General features: G+C 70.0%; 19 protein-coding genes. 14 read left to right on the top strand and 5 right to left on the bottom strand.

Going from position 1 to position 22,314, the window contains the following annotated elements; translation table 11 throughout:
• Nucleotide 1 precedes the first annotated feature (1 nt).
• Nucleotides 2-949 (bottom strand): methionyl-tRNA formyltransferase, encoded by a 948-nt coding sequence (locus ND450_RS24715; RefSeq protein ID WP_253321061.1) that lies wholly within the window; start codon nucleotides 947-949, stop codon nucleotides 2-4.
• Nucleotides 950-1,042: 93 nt separating this feature from the next.
• Here ND450_RS24715 and ND450_RS24720 point away from each other — a divergent pair, with 93 nt between their 5' ends.
• Together ND450_RS24720 and ND450_RS24725 are read left to right on the top strand one after the other, a co-directional pair.
• A complete protein-coding gene (locus tag ND450_RS24720) occupies nucleotides 1,043-2,293 on the top strand; it encodes a lysine N(6)-hydroxylase/L-ornithine N(5)-oxygenase family protein (protein WP_253321062.1) in 1,251 nt (416 codons plus the stop codon).
• 11 nt (nucleotides 2,294-2,304) lie between these two features.
• The gene (locus ND450_RS24725; RefSeq protein WP_253321063.1) at nucleotides 2,305-3,840 is read left to right on the top strand and encodes an amidohydrolase; all 1,536 of its coding nucleotides are present in this window, start codon (nucleotides 2,305-2,307) and stop codon (nucleotides 3,838-3,840) included.
• A 9-nt stretch (nucleotides 3,841-3,849) separates the two neighbouring features.
• On the opposite strand, the gene ND450_RS24730 is transcribed toward ND450_RS24725, so the two are convergent.
• Complete coding sequence (locus ND450_RS24730; RefSeq protein WP_253321064.1) at nucleotides 3,850-4,659, bottom strand: hypothetical protein; 810 nt, start codon at nucleotides 4,657-4,659, stop codon at nucleotides 3,850-3,852.
• A 151-nt stretch (nucleotides 4,660-4,810) separates the two neighbouring features.
• Between ND450_RS24730 and ND450_RS24735 the strand changes: the two genes are divergently transcribed.
• Together ND450_RS24735 and ND450_RS24740 are read left to right on the top strand one after the other, a co-directional pair.
• Entirely contained in the window at nucleotides 4,811-6,283 is a 1,473-nt protein-coding gene (locus tag ND450_RS24735) for a CYTH and CHAD domain-containing protein (RefSeq protein ID WP_253321065.1), read from the top strand.
• Nucleotides 6,284-6,418: 135 nt separating this feature from the next.
• The gene (locus tag ND450_RS24740; protein ID WP_253321066.1) at nucleotides 6,419-7,909 is read left to right on the top strand and encodes a beta-N-acetylhexosaminidase; all 1,491 of its coding nucleotides are present in this window, start codon (nucleotides 6,419-6,421) and stop codon (nucleotides 7,907-7,909) included.
• Here ND450_RS24740 and ND450_RS24745 read toward each other — a convergent pair.
• Nucleotides 7,906-9,243, bottom strand: coding sequence for an aldehyde dehydrogenase family protein (locus ND450_RS24745; protein ID WP_253321067.1), 1,338 nt, complete (start codon nucleotides 9,241-9,243; stop codon nucleotides 7,906-7,908). The two genes, ND450_RS24740 and ND450_RS24745, sit on opposite strands and share 4 nt — an antisense overlap.
• A 197-nt stretch (nucleotides 9,244-9,440) precedes the next feature.
• On the opposite strand from ND450_RS24745, the gene ND450_RS24750 reads away from it, so the two are divergent.
• From ND450_RS24750 to ND450_RS24785, 8 genes are read left to right on the top strand one after another with little or no spacing between them, the layout of a single operon-like run.
• Nucleotides 9,441-10,796 carry a GAF domain-containing protein gene (locus tag ND450_RS24750; protein ID WP_253321068.1) on the top strand — a complete coding sequence of 452 codons (1,356 nt, stop codon included), beginning with the start codon at nucleotides 9,441-9,443 and terminating at the stop codon, nucleotides 10,794-10,796.
• Between the two features lie 60 nt (nucleotides 10,797-10,856).
• Nucleotides 10,857-12,131, top strand: a complete 1,275-nt coding sequence (locus tag ND450_RS24755; RefSeq protein ID WP_253321069.1) for an NAD(P)/FAD-dependent oxidoreductase — start codon at nucleotides 10,857-10,859, stop codon at nucleotides 12,129-12,131.
• Nucleotides 12,109-12,651, top strand: coding sequence for a DUF402 domain-containing protein (locus tag ND450_RS24760; RefSeq protein WP_253321070.1), 543 nt, complete (start codon nucleotides 12,109-12,111; stop codon nucleotides 12,649-12,651). Before ND450_RS24755 ends, ND450_RS24760 begins: the two co-directional genes overlap by 23 nt.
• Nucleotides 12,648-13,235: a uridine kinase gene (locus tag ND450_RS24765; RefSeq protein ID WP_253327986.1), complete on the top strand. Its 588-nt coding sequence runs from the start codon at nucleotides 12,648-12,650 to the stop codon at nucleotides 13,233-13,235. The genes ND450_RS24760 and ND450_RS24765 overlap by 4 nt, the downstream gene beginning before the upstream one ends.
• A 46-nt stretch (nucleotides 13,236-13,281) precedes the next feature.
• A complete protein-coding gene (locus tag ND450_RS24770; RefSeq protein WP_253321071.1) occupies nucleotides 13,282-13,827 on the top strand; it encodes an RNA polymerase sigma factor in 546 nt (181 codons plus the stop codon).
• The gene (locus ND450_RS24775; protein ID WP_253321072.1) at nucleotides 13,824-14,546 is read left to right on the top strand and encodes a hypothetical protein; all 723 of its coding nucleotides are present in this window, start codon (nucleotides 13,824-13,826) and stop codon (nucleotides 14,544-14,546) included. The genes ND450_RS24770 and ND450_RS24775 overlap by 4 nt, the downstream gene beginning before the upstream one ends.
• A gap of 10 nt (nucleotides 14,547-14,556) precedes the next feature.
• The gene (locus tag ND450_RS24780) at nucleotides 14,557-14,841 is read left to right on the top strand and encodes a DUF6412 domain-containing protein (protein ID WP_245786463.1); all 285 of its coding nucleotides are present in this window, start codon (nucleotides 14,557-14,559) and stop codon (nucleotides 14,839-14,841) included.
• 39 nt (nucleotides 14,842-14,880) lie between these two features.
• Entirely contained in the window at nucleotides 14,881-15,498 is a 618-nt protein-coding gene (locus ND450_RS24785) for a YidC/Oxa1 family membrane protein insertase (protein ID WP_253321073.1), read from the top strand.
• On the opposite strand, the gene ND450_RS24790 is transcribed toward ND450_RS24785, so the two are convergent.
• On the bottom strand, nucleotides 15,480-17,006 hold the full coding sequence (locus tag ND450_RS24790) for a PucR family transcriptional regulator (RefSeq protein WP_371927409.1): 1,527 nt from the start codon (nucleotides 17,004-17,006) through the stop codon (nucleotides 15,480-15,482). The genes ND450_RS24785 and ND450_RS24790 overlap by 19 nt on opposite strands.
• A gap of 92 nt (nucleotides 17,007-17,098) precedes the next feature.
• Here ND450_RS24790 and pruA point away from each other — a divergent pair, with 92 nt between their 5' ends.
• The gene (gene pruA, locus ND450_RS24795) at nucleotides 17,099-18,724 is read left to right on the top strand and encodes an L-glutamate gamma-semialdehyde dehydrogenase (protein ID WP_253321075.1); all 1,626 of its coding nucleotides are present in this window, start codon (nucleotides 17,099-17,101) and stop codon (nucleotides 18,722-18,724) included.
• A gap of 88 nt (nucleotides 18,725-18,812) precedes the next feature.
• A complete protein-coding gene (locus ND450_RS24800) occupies nucleotides 18,813-19,736 on the top strand; it encodes a proline dehydrogenase family protein (RefSeq protein WP_253321076.1) in 924 nt (307 codons plus the stop codon).
• On the opposite strand, the gene ND450_RS24805 is transcribed toward ND450_RS24800, so the two are convergent.
• The gene (locus ND450_RS24805; RefSeq protein ID WP_253321077.1) at nucleotides 19,723-22,137 is read right to left on the bottom strand and encodes an ATP-binding protein; all 2,415 of its coding nucleotides are present in this window, start codon (nucleotides 22,135-22,137) and stop codon (nucleotides 19,723-19,725) included. The genes ND450_RS24800 and ND450_RS24805 overlap by 14 nt on opposite strands.
• Between the last annotated feature and the right edge of the window lie 177 nt (nucleotides 22,138-22,314).

The raw sequence follows: 22,314 nt of genomic DNA on the forward strand, positions 1-22,314 counted from the left end.
GTCAGGGACGGGAAGTCAGGTAACCGCCCATGTTCTTGAAGTACTCGTGCGCCTTGAGCTCGGTGCCATCGGCGGTGCGAACCTTCTTGACCAGCAACGCCTTGCTGCGGCCGCGCCGTGCCTCGGCGCCCGCGACGACCGCCACGCCGTCGCCCTCGCGGTAGAAGATCCGGCCGGGGGTTCCGCCGTAGACCTCGGAGGAGACGTCCGCCTCGATGACCTCCAGGCGCTGACCGCGGTGGAAGCAGAACGCGCTGGGGTACGGCGCGCACTGCGCGCGCACCAGGCGGTCGAGCTCCTCGGCCGTCCAGGTGAAGTCGATGCGCAGGTCCTCTTCCGCGCGCTTGTGGAAGAACGAGGCCTGCGAACGGTCCTGCTTGGTGAAGTCCGTGCGGCCGGACGCGATCTCGGCGAGGCCGTCGACCGTGATCGGCCCGAAGAGCTCCAGCGTCTTCTCGAACAGCACCGCGGTCGTGTCGCGCGGGCCGACCGGGACCGAGCGCTGCAGCACGATGTCGCCGGCGTCGAGCGTGTCGTCCATCATGTGGGCCGTCACGCCGACTTCCTTCTCGTCGTTGAGAAGCGCCCAGATCAACGGCGAGAAGCCCGCGTACTTCGGCAGCAGCGAGTCGTGCACGTTCAACGTGCCGTGCTTGGGCAACGCGAAGACCTGCGGCGGGATCCAGGTCCGCCAGTTGCAGGCGACGATCACGTCGGGCTCGGCGGCCTTGAGCGCGTCGAGCAGCTCCTGGTCCTCCGGGCGTTCGCGGACGATCACGTCGACGCCGTTCTCCCGGGCCAGGTCCTCGACCGAATCGCTCCAGACCTTCTCGTACGCGCCCTCACCCTTGGGGTGGGTCACCACCAGGACGACCTCGTGCTCGGACGCCAAAAGTGCCTGCAGGGTGCGATGACCCCAGGTCTGGAACCCGAACATGACGACCCTCATGGGGGTGTCCTCCTTCACCTCGGTGCGATACGGTCAGGCTAACCTAACTGACGGCTTGCCAAGCAAGCTTAGGCTGCCCTAAGTTCGGTGCTCATGCATCCGATCTACGACATCGTCGGTATCGGGTTCGGTCCCTCGAACCTGGCGCTCGCCATCGCTCTGACCGAGCACAACGAGCAGGCCGAAACCCCTGTCACCGCGGTGTTCCTGGAACGCCAGCAGGCCTTCGGCTGGCATCGGGGCATGCTCCTCGACGACGCCACCATGCAGGTGTCGTTCCTCAAGGACCTCGTCACCCTGAGGAACCCGACCAGCCGCTTCTCGTTCCTGTGCTACCTCCGCGACCGCGGCCGGCTGATCGACTTCGTCAACCACAAGAACCTGTTCCCGCTGCGCGTCGAGTTCCACGACTACTTCGAGTGGGCCGCCGCGCAGGTCGACGACGTGGTCGCGTACGGCATCGAAGCCGTTGGCGTGGAAGCGATCCAGGACGACCTGTTCGAGGTGACGACGGCCACTGGTGACGTGTACCACGCCCGCAACCTCGTCTTCGCCACCGGACTCAGGCCGTCCGTCCCCGACGGCATCACGCTGTCGGACCGCGTGTGGCACAACAGCGAGTTCCTGCACCGGGTGGGCGAGCTGAAGAACCCGGAGCGCTGCGTCGTCGTCGGTGCCGGGCAGAGCGCCGCCGAGGCCGTGGCGTACCTGCACCGCGAGTTCCCCGGTGCCGAGGTGTGCTCGGTGTTCTCCCGCTACGGCTACTCCCCCGCCGACGACAGCTCGTTCGCGAACCGGATCTTCGACCCCGAGGCCGTCGACCACTACTACGACGCCCCGGTCGACGTGAAGCAGCGGTTGATGGACTACCACCGCAACACCAACTACTCCGTGGTCGACGTCGACCTCATCGCGCAGCTCTACCGCACCGCGTACCAGGAGAAGGTGCTCGGCACCGAGCGGCTGAAGATGATGAAGATGACCCGGCTCGTCGCGGTCGAGGAGACCGCGGAAGGCGCTCGCGCGGTGATCCAGTCGCTGGTCACCGGCGAGCAGGAGTTCGTCGACACCGACCTCGTGCTGCTCGCGACCGGCTACGACGAGGCCGCGCCGATGCTCGGCTCTCTCGAGACGGCGTGCGAACGGGACCAGAGGGGCCGTCTCGTCATAGGCCGCGACTACCGCGTGCAGACGTCGTTGCGCGGCGGCATCTACCTGCAGGGCGGCACCGAGCACTCGCACGGCATCACGTCGTCGCTCCTGTCCAACGTCGCGGTGCGCTCGGGTGAGATCCTGGCGTCCGTGCTGACCAACACCCCCGTGCCGGTTCTCGCGACGGCGTAGACACTCACGGGGTGGAACTCGACCTCAAGCTGACGGGCTGCCGGGCCCTCACGATGGACCCGGCACGCCCCGCCGCGCACACGATCGGCATCTGGCAGGGCCGCATCGCCGGGCTGGACGAGCAGGTCGAGGGCCTGCCCGCCGCTGAGACCGTCGACTTGGGCGGCACCGTGGTGCTGCCCGGTTTCATCGACGCCCACACCCACCTGGCGTGGAACGGCCGCCGCACGGTCGACGTCACCGGACTGGCGACGGTGTCCGGGGTCCTCGACCGGCTCGCCGGCGCTCCCGGCACGGGATGGATCGAGGCGTCCGGGTACGACCCGCGGATCATGGACCGCCCGCTCACCGCCACCGACCTCGACGGCATCAGCGGCGGCAGGCCCGTGTACGTGGCCGACCTGTCCGGGCACGCGTGCGTCGTCAACTCCGTGGTGCTGCGCCAACTCCCGGGCATCACGAGCGACGGCTGGCTGACCGAGAACGAGCAACTGGCCGCGCGCACGTTGCGACTGCCGTACTCGCTCGACGAGATCGTCGCCGAACTGCGGACGAGCGCCGGGCAGGTGCTGGCCGAGGGCGTGACGATGTGCGCGGAGGCGGGCATCGGCGCGGGCCTGATCGCCAGCAGTCCCCTCGAAGCGGCCGCGTACCAGCGCGCCCGGCTGCCGATCCGCGTGCAGCTCATGGTGTCCGCGTACGTCCTGCACGACGCCGCCGCCGACCCGGCCGACGGGATCCCGCGCGCGATCGACCTGGGCCTGCACACCGGCTTCGGCGACGACATGCTGTCGTTGGGCGCCATGAAGCTGTGGACCGACGGCGGCATGATCGCGCGCACGGCCGCGTTGACCGAGCCGTACGCGGGCACGGACAACTCCGGTCAGCTCGCCGAGTCCGAGGAGTTCATGCGGGCGGCGATCCTCGACGGGCACCACGCGGGCTGGCAGCTCGCGATCCACGCGATCGGTGACCGCGCCATCGACTTCACCCTGGACGCGGTGGCCGAGGCCCAGCGGCAACGGCCGCGCGCCGACGCCCGGCACCGCATCGAGCACTGCGGGCTCGTCCGTCCCGACCAGCTCGGCCGGATCGCGGAGCTCGGCATGATCCCCGTCGTCCAGCCGACGTTCCTGCACGCCTACGGCGACGACTACAGCGAGATCATGGGCTCCCGGCGGGCGCCGTGGATGTACCGCGGGCGCTCGTTCCTCGACCACGGCATCACCGTCGCGGGCAGCTCCGACCGGCCCGTCGCGGACGGGGCGCCGTTGCGCGCCATCGAGTTCATGGTGCGGCGGCGCTCGTCCGGTGGCCGGGCGGTCGGTCCGGACGAGGCGGTCACCGTCGAGGAGGCGATCCGCGCGTACACGCTCGGCGGCGCCTACGCGTGCCGCAAGGAGGACGTGCTGGGCAGCCTCACGCCCGGCAAGCTCGCGGACCTCGTCGTGCTCGGCGAGGACCCGCGCACGAGCGACGCGATCGCGGACATCCCGGTGCTGGCGACGATGGTCGGCGGAAACCTGATGCCGCAGCGCACGGGCTGATCCCGTCGGCTACTGCAGGTGGAAGGTCGCGGCCAGCGTCGTGAGGCGGTCGGTGATGTCGGCGTGGACGTTCGCGCGGCGCACCCAGTTCTGGCTGCCCGAGGCGGCGGACGGCGGCGTGCCGAGCGGTGTGACCGCGTCCGTGACGCCGTACTCCAGCCGGTACGCGAGCACGGCGATCGCCGACTCGAGCCAGAACGACGGGTCCGGCGTGGGGATCTCCCCCAGTCCGACGCGGAACCACACGGGCATGCGCGCGTACTGGCCGAGCGCGTCGGAGATGCGCCGCGCGGCCGCGTCCTTGATCTCCTCACGCGCCTTGTCGCCCGCGAGCACGGCCTCGGTGCGCCACTCCTCACCGGAGGCGTCCTCGTCGGCCTCCAGCCGCTCGGCCGCCCGCCGCGCGCTCGCCTCGTTCGCATTGATCAGCCACTCCATCTGCCGCACCTCGTGCGACAGCGCGTCCCGTTCGAACCGCGGCACCCGGCCACCGTCCAACTTGGACCGCGCGTCGTCGCGGCGGGCCTTGAGGCCGTCGAACTCGAGCACCTCCTGCCGGAGCTCCACGCGCGCGGGGCCGGAGAGGATCTCCTGCTCGGCGTCCCACGCCTTGCGCAGCGCCTCGACCACCGGCTCGACGTCGTCGGCCACGGCGTCCAGGTCCACCAGCGGCCCGTCGCCGGCTCCGGAGAGCCGCCGCTCCAGCACGGTCAGCCGGGCCGTGACGCGCTCGAGCTCGGCGCCGAGCTGACCGACGTGGCTGATCAGGGTGGCGACCTGCGGCTCGACCACGTCGAGCCGTTCCTTCTCCGTGGGCACGCGACCAGCGAACCGGACACTGAGGACCGCGCAAAGCGGGTACCCGCCCAATACACGCATTCGAGGCGTGGTTCCGCCCGCCCGTGGCACCACCCCTCACGCACCGTCACGACGCTGGGTGAACCCGGACAAAACGAGGTATTAATAGAAAATGGCGACCTCCGTTACTGAGACCGAACGCAAGTACGAGGCACCATCGGACGCGAGCCTGCCGGATCTCACAGAGATCACCGGCGTGGCGACCGGCCCGGAAGAGTTCGACCTCGAAGCCACGTACTTCGACACCGACGACTACCGACTGGCCCGCGCGGGCGTGACCCTGCGCCGGAGGACGGGCGGCTCGGACGAGGGCTGGCACCTCAAGCTGCCGGCGGGTGAGGACTCCCGCCAGGAGGTCCGCGTCCCTCTCGGCCGCACGGTGAAGAAGCCCCCGAAGGACCTCTCCTCGTTGGTCCGCGCCCACACCCGAGGCCAGAGCCTCACGCCCGTGGCCGAGATCCGCACCAACCGCCGCCGCTGGCAGCTCTCGAACGGCCAGGGCGACATGCTGGCCGAGGTCGTCGACGACGTGGTCACCGCCCAGACCATGGGCTCCTCCACCACGACCACCTCGTGGCGCGAGATCGAGGTGGAACTCGGCGAGAGCGGCGACCGCGCGCTCCTCGACACGGTCGAACGCCACCTGGGCGACGCGGGCATCCACCCGTCGTCGTCGAAGTCCAAGCTCTCCCAGGTGATCGGCGTGAAGCGGGACTCCGGCCCCACCCTGGGCAAGAAGCCGACGGCGGGCGACGTCGTCCTCGCGTACCTCTACGAACAGCGGGCGGCCCTGCAGAACCAGGACCCGCGCGTCCGCCGCGACGAGCACGACGCCGTCCACCAGATGCGCGTGGCCACCCGCCGCATGCGCTCGGCACTCCAGGCCTTCGGCAAGATCGTCGACCGCGAGCAGACCCGAGCCCTCACCGACGAACTGAAGTGGCTCGCCGGTGTCCTCGGCACCTCGCGAGACCTCGAAGTCCTCCGCAAGCGTTTCGAGGACGGCCTGCACGCCCTCCCGCCGGAACTGGCCCTGGGCGACGTGGCCGCCCGCATGACCCGCCACTTCGCCCCGCTGGAAGCCCAGGCGCACAAGGACTCCGTCGCCGCCCTGGACAGCGAGCGCTACTTCACCCTGCTGAACTCCATCGACGAGCTGCTGACCTCGCCGCCGCTCACGTCGTCGGCGTCGGGCAAGGCGAAGGACGTGCTCCCGCGTCTGGTGGAGAAGGCGCGCCACCGCCTGGACGTCCGCATCGAAGCGGCGCTGGGCGAGAACGACGGCGACGAACCGCTGCACGAGGCCCGCAAGGCGGCCAAGCGCCTGCGCTACTCGGCAGAGGTGGCGGAACCCGCACTGGGCAAGCACGCCAAGGCGTTGCGCAAGCGCGCCAAGGACGTGCAGACGCTGCTGGGCGACCACCAGGACTCGGTGGTGGCCCGCCCGGTCCTGCTGGCACTGGGCCGGGGCGATGAGAACGGGTTCACGTTCGGCCTGTTGTACGGCAAGGAGGTGGAGCTGGCGCACAGGACGGAGGCGGCGCTGCCCGCCCTGTGGCGCAAGCTGAGCAAGGAGCACCTCTGAGGCAGCGCGGCCACGCCCGACCACCGGCGCGCACCGAAATTGGTCTGAACCTTGACACCGAAACCGGCCTCCTGAAACGGTGATCGAAGGCCGCCACCAGCAGCGGTGGCGGCGATCGCCGGATCAGGAGTGCTGGTGACCGAGACAGCTGGCCGTCTGCAGGAGTTGCTCCCCCACCCGGTCCGGGTGGAGCCCGAGCCCGACGTCACCTTCACCCTGACGCCGAACACCAAGATCCACGCGACCTCCGAGGACGCAACAGCCGCAGCCGAACTGCTGGCCTCGATCCTGCGCCCCTCCACGGGTTTCGCCCTGCCGATCGAGCACACCACGGCGGACGAGGGCATCGTCCTGACCGACGGCGCACCCGCGGAAACCGGCCAGGAGGGCTACCTGCTGGACGTCACCGAAACCCGGATCGTCATCCGGGCGAACTTCGCGGCGGGCCACTTCAACGGCGTCCAGACGCTCCGCCAATTACTCCCGGCCGAGATCGAGGCCGAAACCGAGCAGCAGGTCGAGTGGCAGATCCCGGGGGTGAGCGTCCTCGACCACCCCCGGTACCACCACCGCGGCGCGATGCTCGACGTCACGCGGCACTTCTTCACCCCGGACCAGGTCAAGCGCTACCTCGACCAGGTCGCCGCGTTCAAGATCAACTATTTTCACCTCCACCTCACCGACGACCAGGGCTGGCGCCTGGAGATCCAGAGCTGGCCTGAGCTCACGACCATCGGCGGCAGCACCGAGGTGGGCGGCCGCACGGGCAAGTTCTTCTACACCCAGGACGAGTACCGCGACCTGGTCACCTACGCCCAGGCCAGGGGCATCACGGTCATCCCGGAGTTCGACATGCCGGGCCACACCAACGCCGCGCAGGCGAGCTACGCCGAGCTCAACGGGGACGGCGAGAAGCGCCCGCTCTACACCGGCATCGACGTCGGCTTCAGCTCGTTGGCCATCAACGACGACGTCACGTACCGGTTCGTCGAGGACGTGATCCGCGAGATCGCCGCGATCACCCCCGGCCCGTACCTCCACATCGGCGGTGACGAGGCGCTGACGACCTCCGACGAGGACTACGCGACGTTCATGAGCCGCGTGCTGCCGCTCGTGGAGAAGTACGGCAAGACGGTCATCGGCTGGCACGAGTTCGTCAAGACCAGCGAGAACCCCGAGGCGATCCCGCAGTTCTGGGGCACCACGACGACCGACGACAACGTGGCCGCCGCGGTGAAGCGCGGCCACAAGGTCATCATGTCGCCCGGGAACCGCGTCTACCTCGACATGAAGTACGACGAGGACACCGAACTGGGCCTGAAGTGGGCGGGCCTGGTCGACGTCCGGGACTCCTACGACTGGAACCCCGGCGCCTACCTGGAGGGTGTCACCGAGGAGGACGTCCTCGGCGTCGAGGCTCCACTGTGGACGGAGACCGTCAAGACCTCCGCCGACGTCGAGCACCTGGCGTTCCCGCGCCTCGCGGTGGCAGCGGAGCTCGGCTGGGCACCGGCGGAGGTCCACGACTGGACGGGGTTCGCGCGACGGCTCGGCGCGCAGGCACCGCGGTGGAGGGTCCAGGGCATCAACTTCCACCCCGGCAAGCAGGTGCCCTGGAAGGACTAGAAGTACCCCTGCCCGCGGTCGGAGTAGCTGACCACGAGGTGCTTCACGCGGCGGTAGTCGGCGAGCACGGCCGTGCTCGCCGGGTACGCGTAGTAGTTGTTGACCCACACGCGTTCGGCGCGCAGCTCGTGGCCGACGTTGTGCGCCAGCGCGAGGTCGCGGGACCAGATGCCGGCGCCGAGCTGGGCGGTGGCCTCGTTGGCGATCTTCAGGGCGTCGTCGCGGTCGTCGAACCTCGTCACCGACACGACCGGGCCGAGGACGTCGTCGGCGAAGACGGCCGAGCGGTGGTCGCCCTCGAAGATCACCGGCTGGACGTAGTGGCCCGAGGCCTCGCCACCGGTCACCAGGCGCGCGCCCTCGGCCTTGCCGCGCTCCACGTACGCGAGAACGCGATCGCGCTGTGCGAGGCTCACGACCGCGCCGACCATGGTGTCGGTGTCGAGCGGGTCTCCCACGCGCAACGCCTGCGTGCGCACGGTCGCGAGGTGCAGCAGCTCCTCGTAGGCGGCGGTCTGGATCAACGCGCGCGACGGGGCCGTCGCGATCTCGCCCTGGTTGGCCGCGAACATCGCGAAGCCCTCCAGCGCCTTGTCCAGGAAGTTGTCGCGCTGCGCCGTGACGTCGGCGAAGAAGATGTTCGGGCAACGGCCGATGGCGACCGGGTGGTCGTCGGAGCCGGTGACGACGTTGACGACGCCGGGCGGCAGCAGGTCGGCGACCACGTTCATCAGCACGTGGATCGAGGCCGGCGTCTGCAGCGCGGGCTCCAGCACCACGGCGTTGCCGGCGGCCAGCGCCGGGGCGAGCACGCGGCACGCGTTGAGCAGCGGGAACGTCCACGAGAGGCGCTCGTGCACCACGCCGAGCGGCTGGTACGAGCGGTAGTCGCAGGTGTTGCGGCCGAGCTGCTCGACCTCGCCGCTCTCGGCGCGGACGACGGCGGCGAACTGGCGGAACAGCTCGATCACCATCGGCACGTCGGCGACCAGGGCCTCGCGGACCGGCTTGCCGTTGTCCCACGTCTCGGCGACGGCGAGCTCGGTCGCGTGCTCCTCGATGCGGTCGGCGATCTCGCACAGCACGGTGGCGCGCTCTCGGGCCGTGGTGTCGCCCCACGCGCGTGCGGCGCCGCTGGCCGCGTGCAACGCACGGGCGCGGTCGGCGTCGGTGCCGCGGGCGACCTCGGTGAACACCTCCCCGGTCACCGGGGTGACGTTCTCCACGTACTCGCCGCTCACGGGCGACACGTGGTCGCCGCCGATGAAGTGGTCGTACCTCGCCCGGTACGCGACCACGCTGCCGGGCTGCCCCGGCGCCGCGTACTGCGTCATCCTCGACTCCCTGCCAGAGACGGCCCACCGCGCAAGCGGGGTGGGGAAAATGAGAAAGTAGGCAGCAGAACGTTGCATGCTCGTTGCAAGCCGTGGATGGATCGGTGGCCCACGAACCCGGGCAACACAGACTGTTGCTGAGCAGAGTCAGAGATGCCGTGTTGAGTGGTACTCACACGGTTGATTTGCCACGCTCAGTGATTTCCGCGTCGTGGCAGCGGTCACTCGCCGCCAACGTCGATCCGGACCTGCACACCGCGCCGACCGTCTTCGCCGCCGACGAGCTCTCCGACCTGCGCGAGAGGCACCCGCTGCACCCGATGCTGCCGTTGCTGCGCGAGACGCTGCTGGGCTTCGCGGAGGAGGCCGGGCACATCATGGTCGTCGCGGACGCCCAGGGCCACATCCTGTGGTGCGAGGGTTCCAAGTGCACCCGCAGCTACGCGGAGAACGTCGGCCTGGCGGAGGGAACGCTCTGGTCGGAGGGTGCGGCGGGCACGAACGGCATGGGCACCGCGCTGGCGTTGAACTCGCCCGTCACGGTCCACTCGGCCGAGCACCTCGTGCGGACCTACCACCACTGGACCTGCGCGGCGAGCCCGATCCGCGACCCCGATTCGGGGACCACGATCGGGGTCGTCGACCTCAGTGGCCCGATCGAGACCGTCCACCCCTCGATGGTGGCGCTGGTGTCGGCCTCGGCACGCCTCGCGGAGCTGGAGATGCTCGCGCGCATGCACTCGCAGGACGAGGAGCTGCGGTCGCGCAACATGCGGCACCTGATCGCGTTGCGCGGGGAGCCGGGCGCACTGCTCAGCCAGACGGGCCGGGTCGTCGCCGTCGAGCCGCACGGGCTGCTGCCCTCGCGCGTCGACGTGTCCGCGGACCGGGTCGAACTGCCCGACGGCCGCGAGGCGGTGCTCGAACCGCTGTCCGACGGCTACCTGCTGCGCATCCCCCGGCAGCGGCACGTGCGGCGCAGCGTGCTGTCGCTGTCGTTCCTGCTGCCCGAGCCCAAGGTGGTGCTGGACGGCCGCGAGGTGCCGATCTCGTCGCGGCACGCGGAGATCCTGTGCGCGCTCGCGTTGCACGGCAGGCTGACCGCCGACCAGCTCGCGCTGCGGCTCTACGGCGAACGCGGCAACCCGACGACCGTGCGCGCGGAGCTGCACCGGCTGCGCGCCCAGTTGGGGCCGGACGTGCTCGCGACCAGGCCGTACCGGCTCACCGCGGACGTCGAGGCCGACTTCCTCGCCGTCCGGACCGCGTTGAAGGCCGCCGACGTGCCACTGGCCGCGAGCCGGTACCGCGGCTCGCTGCTGCGGCGCTCCGAGGCGCCCGTGGTGCTGGCCGAGCGGGACGACCTGGCGACCAGCGTGCGCAAGGCGGTCCTGCAGCGCGGCGACGGCAACGCGCTCTGGGCGTTCACCCAGACCGACTCCGGCGAACACGACGTCGAGGCCCTGGAACAGCTGGTCAAGCTGCTCGCACCGGACGACGTCAGGCTCGCGCTCGCCACCGCGCGCCTCCGGAGACTCGGTCAGGACGATTGACAAGACTCTCAATAACTGAATATCTTCCCAACTAAGAGATTTAGTGAGGGGGAGGTTGTCATGCGTGTACTCGTCATCGGTGCGGGGACCGGCGGTCTGTGCCTGGCGCACGGCCTGAAGAAGGGTGGCGTGGACGTCGCCGTCTTCGAACGCGACCGGACACCGCGCAGCATGCTGATCGGCTATCGCGTCGGGATCAGCCCGGACGGCAGCAAGGCGCTGCACAGCTGCCTGCCGCCGGAGGTGTTCGCCGAGTTCGTCCGCACCACCGCCCGGCCACCGCGGCACATCGTCATGCGGACCGAGAAGTACAAGGAACTGCTGGTCGGCGAGATCGACACGGACCGCGACGACAGCCGCAGCGAGAAGTCGGTCAGCCGGATCGCGATGCGCACGGCGTTGCTCGGCGGCCTGGAAGACGTCGTGCGCTTCGGCAAGACGTTCACGCACTTCACCCAGAACGACGACGGCACGGTCACGGCGTTCTTCGACGACGGCACGTCCGAGACCGGCGACGTGCTGGTGGGGGCGGACGGCGCGCAGTCGAAGGTGCGCCGGCAGCACCTGCCGCACGCCAAGGTGGTCGACACCGGCATCACGTCGGTCGCGGGCAAGCTGCCGCTGACCGAGGAGAACGCGAAACTGCTGCCCCCGCTGGCCGACGGCGGCATCACGCTGCTGTTCGGGCCGCACGGCGAGTTCGTGATCCTGCACGTCATGCGCTTCGACGGCACCGGCGTCGAGGACGACTACATCATGTGGGGCTACGCGGCCTCGCACGACAAGTTCCCGGACATGAAGGGCATGAGCCAGGCCGAGCTCAAGCAGGTCGTGCTGAACCTGACCCCGCGCTTCCACCCGGACCTGCGGAAGCTGTTCGCGCTGGCCACTCCGGAGACCGTGTTCCAGATCAAGGTCCGCACGTCCGAACGGCTGGAGCCCTGGCAGCCGAGCAACGTCACGCTGATCGGCGACTCGGTGCACCTCATGACGCCCGGCCGCGGCATCGGCGCGAACACGGCGCTGCGGGACGCGGAACTGTTGTCCCGCAAGCTCACCGAGGCCGCCGGGGGCAAGGACGTCGTGCAGGCCGTCGGCGAGTACGAGCGGGAGATGGTCGAGTACGGCTTCCAGGCCGTGGAGGCGTCGCGCGAGATGATGGACGGCCGCGGCCTCGTCCACAAGCCCGTGATCGGACGGGTCGTGGCGGCGTTCTCGCGGACGTTCCTGCGCGTGACCAACGCCGTGCCGCCGCTCAAGCGGAAGATGATGGCCGAGGACGCCGCCGAGCGTGATCACGTAAGTTCGGCGCATGAGGTTGTTCGCGCCGGGTGAGGTCGTGGTGCGGCGCGAGGTGCTGCACGGCAAGGTCTGGTCGGAGATGCCGACCAGGGTGGTCGTCGACGAGCCGGGGCTGCTCGCGGTGTTCGTGGAGCCCGGCACGCGGCTCACCTACCCCGACCACCACCACCCGCACCCGTGGGACAAACCGGACCGAGGCTTCTGGCGCGGCCACGGCAAGCTCATGCTGCACCGCCCGCAGGACGCCTACTCCGTCGACCTGTTCTGGAAGGGCGAGAACCGGGTCTTCGGCAACTACTACCTGAACCTGCAGGCGCCGTACCGCCGCGTCGAGGACGGGTTCGAGACGCTCGACCACGCCCTGGACTACACCGTCGCCCCGGACGGCACGTGGGCGCAGCGCGACCTCGACGAGTTCGAGGAGCAGGTGGCGTCCGGCAAGTACTCGGCGGCCGAGGCCGAGTCGATCAGGGCCGAGGCGTCGAAGATCGAGAAGATGCTGGCCTCCGGGGACGTCTGGTGGGGCACCGCCTGGGCGGACTGGCAGCCGTGAAGGTTCGGCCGCTGACCTTCGACACGCTCGTCGCCGAGATCGTCGACCAGGTGTCGGAGCTCGACGGACGGGTGCGCGTCCTCGTCGACGGCGCACCCGCCGCCGAACCCGGGAGGCTCGCGGACGCCGTCGTGGAACCGTTGCGCGCCTTGGGCCGCGCGGTGCAGCGGGTGTCCCTCGACGACTTCCTGCGCCCGGCGTCGGTGCGGCTCGAACACGGCCGCACGGACTCGTACTCGTACCGGCACGACTGGTTCGACTACAAGGGCCTGCAACGGGAGGTGCTCGACCCGGCGCTGGACGGCAGGGTGCTGCCGTCGCTGTGGAACGCCGCCACCGACCGCGCGAGCCGCGCCGAGTACGTCGACCTGCCGGAGAACGGCGTCGTGCTCGTCGACGGCACCCTGATGCTCGACCGCTGGCTGCCCGCCGAACTGACCGTGCACCTCTGGCTCTCCCCCGGTGCCTTGAAGCGCAAGACGGACGAGGAGTGGACGCTGCCGGCGTTCGACGACTACGACCCGGTGGCCGACCTCTTCGTGCGCTACGACCACCCCGAACGGCCGGGTCTGGTCGAGTCGTGAACCGGACGCCTCTCTGCGGACATGAGTGGAGCAGAGAGGAGGGTCCGTGACCGACGAAGAACTCTGGGGGCAGGTCCGGGCCGGTGACGGCGACGCGTTCGGGCTGCTGTTCGAACGCCACGCCCAAGCCGTGTTCGCGTACTGCCTGCGCCGCACCGGCACCTGGGCGGTCGCCGAGGACCTGGTGTCCGTGGTGTTCATGGAGACCTGGCGCAAACGCACGTCCGTGACGGTCGAGGGGTCCCTGCTGCCGTGGCTGTACACCGTCGCCCTGGGCGCCACCCGCAATCACCAACGCGCCCGCACGCGGTACAAGGCAGCGCTGGGCAAGGTTCCGCCACACGGATCGGACGACGACCACGCCGATGACGTCGCACGGCGCGTGGACGCGGAGGCTCGCACACGGGCGGTGATCGCGGAGCTGGAGAACCTGCCCGCCGGGGACCGGGAGGTGCTGGAGATGTCCGCGTGGTCGGACCTGTCCCAGGCCCAGATCGCCCAGGTGCTCGGCATCCCGGTCGGCACGGTGAAGTCCCGACTCGCTCGCGCGCAACGCACCGTGCGTGGCGCCCTGGTGGAGGAGGCACTGTGAACATCACGCCCGACATCCCGCAGCTCGACCCGATGCGGTTGCAGACCCGCAAGCACGCACTGCTGAACGAGATCGACGCGAAGCCGTCGCGCCGGTGGTGGCGCTTCACGGTGCCCGCGACGGCTCTCGTGGCCGCCGTGGCCGTGACGCTGGTGCTGTGGACACCGACGAACCAGGACGCCTCCGCGTCGTGGACCGCCGAACCGCGGGCCCCCGGCGATCTGGCACCCGTGCTGGCGGACTGCGGGAAGACGCTCGACCGGCACGACGCCGAACGGGGGGTGAACGGGCCGGACTGGCCTGCTCCCCGGGACGTGGCCGTCGTCGACCAGCGCGGAGACATGACGATGGTCCAGTACATCGGTCCGGAGTCCGAGATGTTGTGTCTGCGGACACCGGCGGGCGTCGGCGGGAGCGGAAGGGGGAACCTCCAGAACCAGGAACCGCTCGGCGACAGGCTGTTCGCCGACTTCTCCCCGGTCGTGGGCATGCACGACGTGGGTGGTCGCAACGCCATGACCGTCCTGAACGGACGGGTGAGCCGCGCGGTCGGCAAGGTGGTCATCAGCACCGAGGACGGGCTGGAGGTGACCGCGACCATCGGCAACGGCCGGGTTCTGGCCTGGTGGCCGAGCCTGGGCAGGCCGAAGGACGTCAGGCTCCTCGACGAAGCGGGCGTTGTCCTGCAGACCGCCCCGATTCCCGTCGAACACAGGTAGTCTGCAAGGCATGTGGCGGCCGGAGACCAAGCAGCGGGCGATGCTCGTGCTCGCCGTCTTCCTGCCCGCCCTCTACGCCTTCACGCTGTTCTCGTCGCCGACCGAGGTCGTCGCGGCCGTGACCGCGCTCGCCCTCGCGCTGATCGTGGTCGTCGCGCTGGTGCCGCTCTCGGTGGCGCCGGCGCGGTCGCTCTCGATCCGGGAACGAGCCCAGCGCACGGCACAGCTGCGTCTGCGAAACCCCGACGCGGCAGGGAAACCCCGTCCCCGAGCACCGGGATGCCGGACGTTCTGACACGTCCGCAAGTCCCAACTCAAGACGGAGAAAACCCCCTTGTTCGCTGACCTGGGCGCTGCCCTGGCGAGCTTCGGCACGCCCGCGCTCGCCATCGTTCTGTTCACGATCGTCGTGCGGCTCGCGCTGCACCCCTTCTACCGCGCGGCCGTGCGTGGCGAGAAGGCCAAGGCCAGGCTGGCACCGGAGATCCAGAAGCTGCAGAAGAAGTACGGCAAGGACCTGATGCGGTTCTCGGAGGAGTCGCAGAAGGTCTACAAGAGCAACGGCGTGTCGATGTTCGCGGGCATGTTGCCGATGCTCGCCACCATCCCGTTCTTCATGGTCATCTACCAGGTGGTCACGACACCGAACCCGTTGCTGGAAGGCACCTTGTTCGGTGTTTCGCTCGGCTCGCACTTCACGACCGGCTTCGCGTGGGTGTTCTTCGTGCTGTTCGGGCTGCTGGCCGTGGTCGCCTATCTGACCGTGAAGTGGCAGCAGTCGCGGATGACCGCCGCGCCGCAGCCCGGGTTCATGACCGGGCTGGTCAAGGTGCTGCCGTTCGGGACGATCCTGGTGGCGGCCTACCTGCCGCTGGCCGCCGGGGTGTACCTGCTCACGACCACGACGTGGACGATCGCGGAACGCGCGCTGCTCTACCGCATCCTGAGCTGAAGCTGGGCGATCAACCGCACGAGCGGGTCGTCCAGGTCGAGGTCGATCCGCTTGAGGCGGTACCTCAACGTGTTGGGGTGCACGTGCAGCCGGTCTGCCGCCGCGCGCACGTCGCCCAACGCGTCGAGGTACGCCAGTAGTGACTTGGCGAGTTCCGGGTCGAGCGCGTCGATCCTGGGATCGCGGATCCTCGGGTTGTCCTGGAGCAGGGCCAGGATCTCGCTGACGAGCACCTGCGAGCGGACGTCGGCGAGCGTCGCGACCTCGGCGTCGAGGTCGCGCGCCATCGCGTCCAGCACGCGTTCGGCCTCCTGGCGGGAGATCCGCGCGTCGTCCAGTGTGGACACCGTCGAGCCGACCGCGGCCTGCACCGCCGTGTGCAGGTGGCGGCGTGCGGTGGTGACGATCTCCCGCGTCAGGTTCAGCAGCTGCGCGTTCGGGGCGAGGTCCGGGAGCAGGACGTAGGTGCGGCCGCCGGACTCGCTGACGAGCGCGCTGCGCCGGTACGCGGCCGCGTGCACGGAGATCAGGCCGGTCATCTCGGCGCGGCGGAGTTCGTGCTCGCTGCGGTCGCCCTCGGCGCCGCGGACCGCGAACACCACGACGGCGGCGGGTTTCCCGGGATCGGCGCCGATCTGGCCGGCGACCGTGGCGGCGTCCATGCGGCCGGTGAGCAACGCGGCCAGCAGGTTCTCGCGGAACCTCGACGTGGGCTGGTTGCGCTGCTGGATGAGGTGCGGGGCGGTGACGCGGGCGGCGCCGAGCAAGGCTCGTTCGGCCTGCTCGGTCAGCGGCTGGTCGCCCTCCTGCACCCAGATCGTTCCGAGCGGCTGCTGCCCCGCGTGGATGCCGACAGCGATGCGCCTGCGGATGCCGAGCTCGGGGCGTTCGTCGATGCGGACGACCTCCTCGCCCGAGCGGAGCAGGTTGTAGACGCCCCACTCGCGCAGCATCTTCAGGTACGGCTCGGGACCCTGGCGGCCGAGGATCGAGAGGCGGCGCAGCTCGTCGACCTCGTCGGACGAGCGGGAGTAGGCCAGCACGCGGCTCGCGGTGTCCTCGATGCTGACGATGCCGCCGGTCAGGGTGGCAATCGTTTGCGCCAGCGCGAACAGGTCGCCGAGGACCTCGCCGTCGTCGGTGGTCGTGGTGAGAACGCCCTTGGCGAGCGACTCCAGGTGCCCCCAGCGGACCTCGGGCCTGACCTCCAGCAGCGCCACGCCCGCGTCCGTTGCCGCCTGTTCGAGCGCCTGGGAACTCTCCTTGACCGCGACGGCCGCCGCTTTCGCCCGTCCCGCAGCTCTGACCAGCGGCAACGCGGCCCGGCCGCGGGCACCGATCACCAGGGCGAGATCACCGGCCGACACGTCCGGCGGGTCGTCCGGGTCCACGATCACCACCTCGCGCACGTCCACCTCCAGGCCCTGCGGGGCGACCTGCAGTTCGACGAGCGGATCGCCGAGTGCGATGAGGACGTGGCGGAGGCTCGACACTGTTCGATCGTACATCTGACCTGGTGAATCTTGGCGGTTCGGACAACCGAGGCCAGGTCGCGCGGACTTACGGTGTGCGTACCGAACAAGCCCAGAAGGAGTTGCGAGTGGACGCGGTCACCCAGGTTCCCGCCCCGGTCAACGAGCCGGTCCTGCAGTACGCCCCCGGCACCCCGGAGCGCGCTGAGCTGCAGGCCAAGCTGGTCGAGCTGCAGAAGGAGCCGCTCGACCTCACGCTGACCATCGGTGGCGAGCAGCGCATGGGTGGCGGTGAGCGTTTCGACGTCGTCCAGCCGCACAACCACCGCTCGGTCCTCGGCACGCTCGCCGGCGCGACCCAGCAGGACACCGTCGACGCCCTGGCTGCGGCCCGCGAGGCCGCCCCGGCGTGGCGCGCGCTGTCGTTCGACGACCGCGCGGCGATCATCCTGCGCGCCGCCGACCTGCTCGCCGGCCCGTGGCGCTCCACCCTGAACGCGGCCACGATGCTCGGCCAGTCGAAGACCGCGATCCAGGCGGAGATCGACTCGGCGTGCGAGCTCATCGACTTCTGGCGCTTCAACGTGCAGTTCGCCCGCAACCTGATGGCCGAGCAGCCGATCTCCTCCCCCGGCGTGTGGAACCGCACGGACCACCGTCCGCTCGAGGGTTTCGTCTACGCGATCACGCCGTTCAACTTCACCGCCATCGCCGGCAACCTGCCGACCGCGCCCGCGCTGATGGGCAACGTGGTGCTGTGGAAGCCGTCGCCCACCCAGTCGTTCGCCGCGCACCTCACCATGCGGCTGCTGGAAGAGGCGGGCATGCCGCCCGGCGTCATCAACCTGCTGCCCGGTGACGGTCTCGCCGTGTCCGAGGTCGCGCTCAACTCCCCCGACCTCGCGGGCATCCACTTCACCGGTTCCACGCCGACGTTCCAGAAGCTGTGGGCGCAGGTCGGGTCGAACATCGCGAACTACCGCTCGTACCCGCGCATCGTCGGCGAGACCGGCGGCAAGGACTTCATCCTCGCCCACCCGTCGGCCGACCCGGACGTGCTGCGCGTCGCCCTGATCCGCGGCGCCTTCGAGTACCAGGGCCAGAAGTGCTCCGCCGCCTCGCGCGCCTACGTGCCGCGCTCGGTGTGGAACAAGATCAAGGACCGGTTCCTCGACGAGGTCAACGCCCTGACCTACGGTGACGTCACCGACTTCTCGAACTTCGGTGGCGCGGTGATCGACCGCCGTTCGTTCGACAAGCTGTCGGGCGTGCTGCAGGCCGCGCGCGCCGACTCGTCGCTGGAGATCGCCGCCGGTGGCACCGCGGACGACTCGGACGGCTTCTTCGTGCGGCCGACCGTGCTGCTCGGCACCGACCCGACGAACTCCGTGTTCACCACCGAGTTCTTCGGTCCGGTGCTCGCGATCCACGTGTTCGAGGACGCGGACTACCTGACCGTGCTCAAGCAGATGGAGAACGCGGCGCCGTACGGCCTGACCGGCTCGATCATCGCCCGTGACCGCGCCGCCGTGGCGCACGCGCAGGAGGAGCTGCGGTTCGCCGCCGGCAACTTCTACGTCAACGACAAGCCCACCGGTGCCGTCGTGGGTCAGCAGCCGTTCGGCGGCGGCCGCGCGTCCGGCACGAACGACAAGGCGGGGTCGGTCCACAACCTGCTCCGCTGGGTCAGCCCGCGCTCCATCAAGGAGACCTTCGCGGCGCCCACCTCCCACCTCCACCCGCACCAGGGCTAGATCCGGCCCTCCCGAGTGAGGGGAACGTCGTTGTGCCACAAGCACTTCGACGTTCCCCTCACCTTTCACACCCTGAGGACGTGAACCTATGTTGCGCTCCAGCCTCCTTCTGGCGTCCCGCAGCGCGGGTGCCCGCAAGCTCGTCGAGTCGACGCCGCTGACCCGGCCGGTCGTCGACCGGTTCATCGCCGGTGACGACGTCTCGTCCGCGATCCGGGCGACCGCCGAGGTGCTCGGTGACGGCCGTCTGGTCACCCTCGACCACCTCGGTGAGGACACCCTCGAGGAGTCGCAGGCGAACGACACCGTCGAGGCGTACCTGACGCTGCTGTCGCGACTGGAGGCGCACGGGCTCACCGAGGGCGCCGAGGTGTCGGTGAAGCTGTCGGCCGTCGGTCAGTCGCTGGCCGTGGACGGCGAGAAGATCGCGCTGGAGAACGCCCGGCGCATCTGTGCCGCCGCCGCTGTCGTCGGCACGACCGTGACGCTCGACATGGAGGACCACACCACCACGGACTCCACGCTGGGCATCCTGCGGGAGCTGCGCGTGGACTTCCCGTGGGTCGGCGCGGTGCTGCAGGCCTACCTCCGCCGGACCGAGCAGGACTGCCGCGACCTCGCGCACTCCGGTTCGCGCGTGCGGCTGTGCAAGGGCGCCTACCAGGAGCCCGCAACCGTTGCCTACCAGGACAAGCACGACGTCGACCTGTCGTACGTGCGCTGCCTGAAGATCCTCATGGAGGGTCAGGGCTACCCGATGGTGGCCTCGCACGACCCGCGTCTGATCGCGATCGCCACCGACCTGGCGTCCTCGCGTTCCAAGGACAGCTACGAGTTCCAGATGCTGTACGGCATCCGGCCCGAGGAGCAGAAGCGCATCGCCGGTGAGGGCAACCGCATGCGCGTGTACCTGCCGTACGGCGACGAGTGGTACGGCTACTTCATGCGCCGTCTCGCGGAGCGCCCGGCCAACGTCGCGTTCTTCGCGCGGTCGCTGCTCACCAAGAGCTGAGCTCCTCGGCCGTCGCCAGGGCGAACTGCAGTTTCACCGGCTCACCCACCTCGCGCAGGATGTCGACCGCGCGGTGGGTGAGCCGGAGTGCTTTCCCGGTCTCGAACCGCGTTTCCGCGCAGAGCTTTCCGTAGATCGTCAGGGCGTCGGCGTAGTCCACGTGCCGGTCGAGCTCGACGCCGGCCAGGTGCCACAGCACGACGGCCGTGTGCGCCGTGTCGCGCGCCTCCTCCTTGCGTTCCGCCGCCCGAAGCCGGCACACATGCCGTTGCAGCGCGTCGAGGTAGACGGTGGGCGCGGTTCTCGACCTGATCGCCTCGCAGACCCCGACGGTGAACTCGGACATGCCCAGCGCGCGGACGTGGTGGTCCGAATCGGACAGTGCGCGGGCCGTGTTCTGCAGCGGTGGGGCCAGGTTCGCGCCGAAGAACTCGACCAGTTGCGACGGCAGGCGGCGGCAGAGGTCGAGGCATTCGTCGGCGGTGGTCAGCGCTTCGCCGTCCTGGCCGTGCAGGAGCTGCTGGCGGACTAGGGTCGCGAGGGCGATCACCAGTCCGGCCTGGTTCCAGACGAGGTCCTGCGCGACCAGGTCCCGGTACACCCGCACGGCCTCCTCGGCCGCGCCGACGTCACCGACGACCTGGGCGACGTTGAGCAGTGCCGCGGCCAGCCCCTTGAGGTCTCCCGTCTCCCGCCACAGCATCACGGCCTCGCGGGCGGTGAGCGCGGCGTCGACGTCGTCGGCCAGCTCCAGCAACGCCTTGCTGCGGTGCGTCAGCGCTTCGGCGAGCTCCTTGCCGAACGTGCCGGGGTTGGCGACGGCGAGGCGGCGGAACAGGTCGACGGCCTCCTTCAGCGTCTCGCTCGCGGCCTCGGCCCTGCCCAGGTCGGTGAGCATGGTGCCGGCCGCGACGAGGTTGCGGGCGAGCTCGGGTTCGAAGCGCGGGTCCTCCTGGGCGAGCACCCGCCAGTTCGCGATGGCGAGCTGCATCGAGTCGGCGGCGTGCTGCCTGTTGCCCTCGACGTGGAAGCGGCGGGCCATCGCGGCGGCGACCCGCGCGAAGTCGGCGCGGAAGAGCGCCGGGTGGTTCTTGGCGAGCTCCTGGAAGAGCAGGGTGGCGCGGCTGATCGCGGTCATCGCGTCCTCGTCGCGGCCGAGCGCCTGGTAGCGGTAGCTGATCTGCTCCAGGGCGGACGCGAGCTGCGGGACGGTCTCCGGGTCGTCCTCCGCGATCTCGCGCCAGAGGTCGATCGCCTCCTCCGAGACGGCGAGCACCTCGTCGTTGCGGTGCGCGTTGATCAGCCTGAGTCCCAGGTCCCCCAGCGCGTCCGCGAGCAGCGGCCGGTTCTCGCGGTCCCGCGCGACGAGCTCGCGGTAGCAGGCGACCTCGGCCTGCGACGCCTCGACGGACTCCTGGCGCAGGCCGCACACCATCGTGCGGGCGCTGAGCATCCCGTACATCTCGGCGCGGTCGAGGACGTCCTCGGCGCGCTCGGCCAGGCGCCGGGTGAGGATCGACGGGAGGGCGTCGGTGGCGAACCGCTCGTCGCGGAAGATCTTGCGCGCGATGGCCTCCACGGTCGCGCACGACCCGATCTCGGCGGCGATGCGGAGGCTGTCGGGGGCCATGACGTGCACGACGCCGGGGTCGCCGGTGATCAACTCGTCGAGCCTGGGCCGGAGGGCCGGCCACCGCTGGGCGGCTCGGGCGAGCAGGTCCGGGTCCGGCGTGGCGGGGGTGGCGACCGCGAGGTGGTCCTCGGCGAGGCGGCCGGTCGCGGGGCCGTCGTCGCGCTGGAGGAGCTGCCGGAGCAGTTGGGTGCGGTTCACGTCGCAGGGGTCGCCGTGCACGACCGTCAGCGCGGCCACGTGCAGGTCGAGGACCGTCTCCTGGGCGATGTTGGGCGGCGGCTCGTCCGGGGCGGTGACGTCGAGGTGCTTCGCGAAGTGCTGGCAGGCGAGCGTGAACGACTCCTCCCGGCCGTCGAGCGTCGGCGCCAGCTCGACGGCGGTGACCTCGTGGTCGAAGTCCGCGATGCGCTGGCGGGTGGAGGACCACCACCACCCCGTGGTCCGCGCGGCCAGCAGGACCCGCGTGCGCGCCGGGCCGTGGCGCAGCGTGTCCTGCAGCTGCCGGAAGACGTCCTGCCACGGGAGGCGGTCGGCGTCGTCGACGACCAGCAGCCTGCCGTGCTCCTCGTCGGCCCAGTGCTCGTCCCGGAAGTGCTGGAGCAGCCTGGTCTTGCCCGCACCGGCCGGGCCGTGCAGCAGCAGCGACGCCTGGGGCACGGGGCTGTCGCGCCAGAGCGCGAGCGAGCGGAGCTCGGATTCTCTGCCGTGAAAGGGGACCACCTGACGGGTGGGATCCAGCAAAGCGGCGACGCTGAGTGCTCGGTCCACCAGTTCATAGTCGGTCGCGGCTCAGGTCAGGGGTAGCAAGACCACACCATCGTGGTCTTTTGCCGTTTTTCCTTCACACCTTTGCTGACTGGCTTGGAGAACCTCCACCGGATAGCCACTGACTGCAAACGTTTTCTGTTCAGCCCGCACTGAAACTGTCGGACCTCCTCTGCACAA

It is taken from the genome of Lentzea sp. HUAS12, assembly GCF_024125735.1.
Classification (GTDB): Bacteria; Actinomycetota; Actinomycetes; order Mycobacteriales; family Pseudonocardiaceae; genus Lentzea; species Lentzea albida.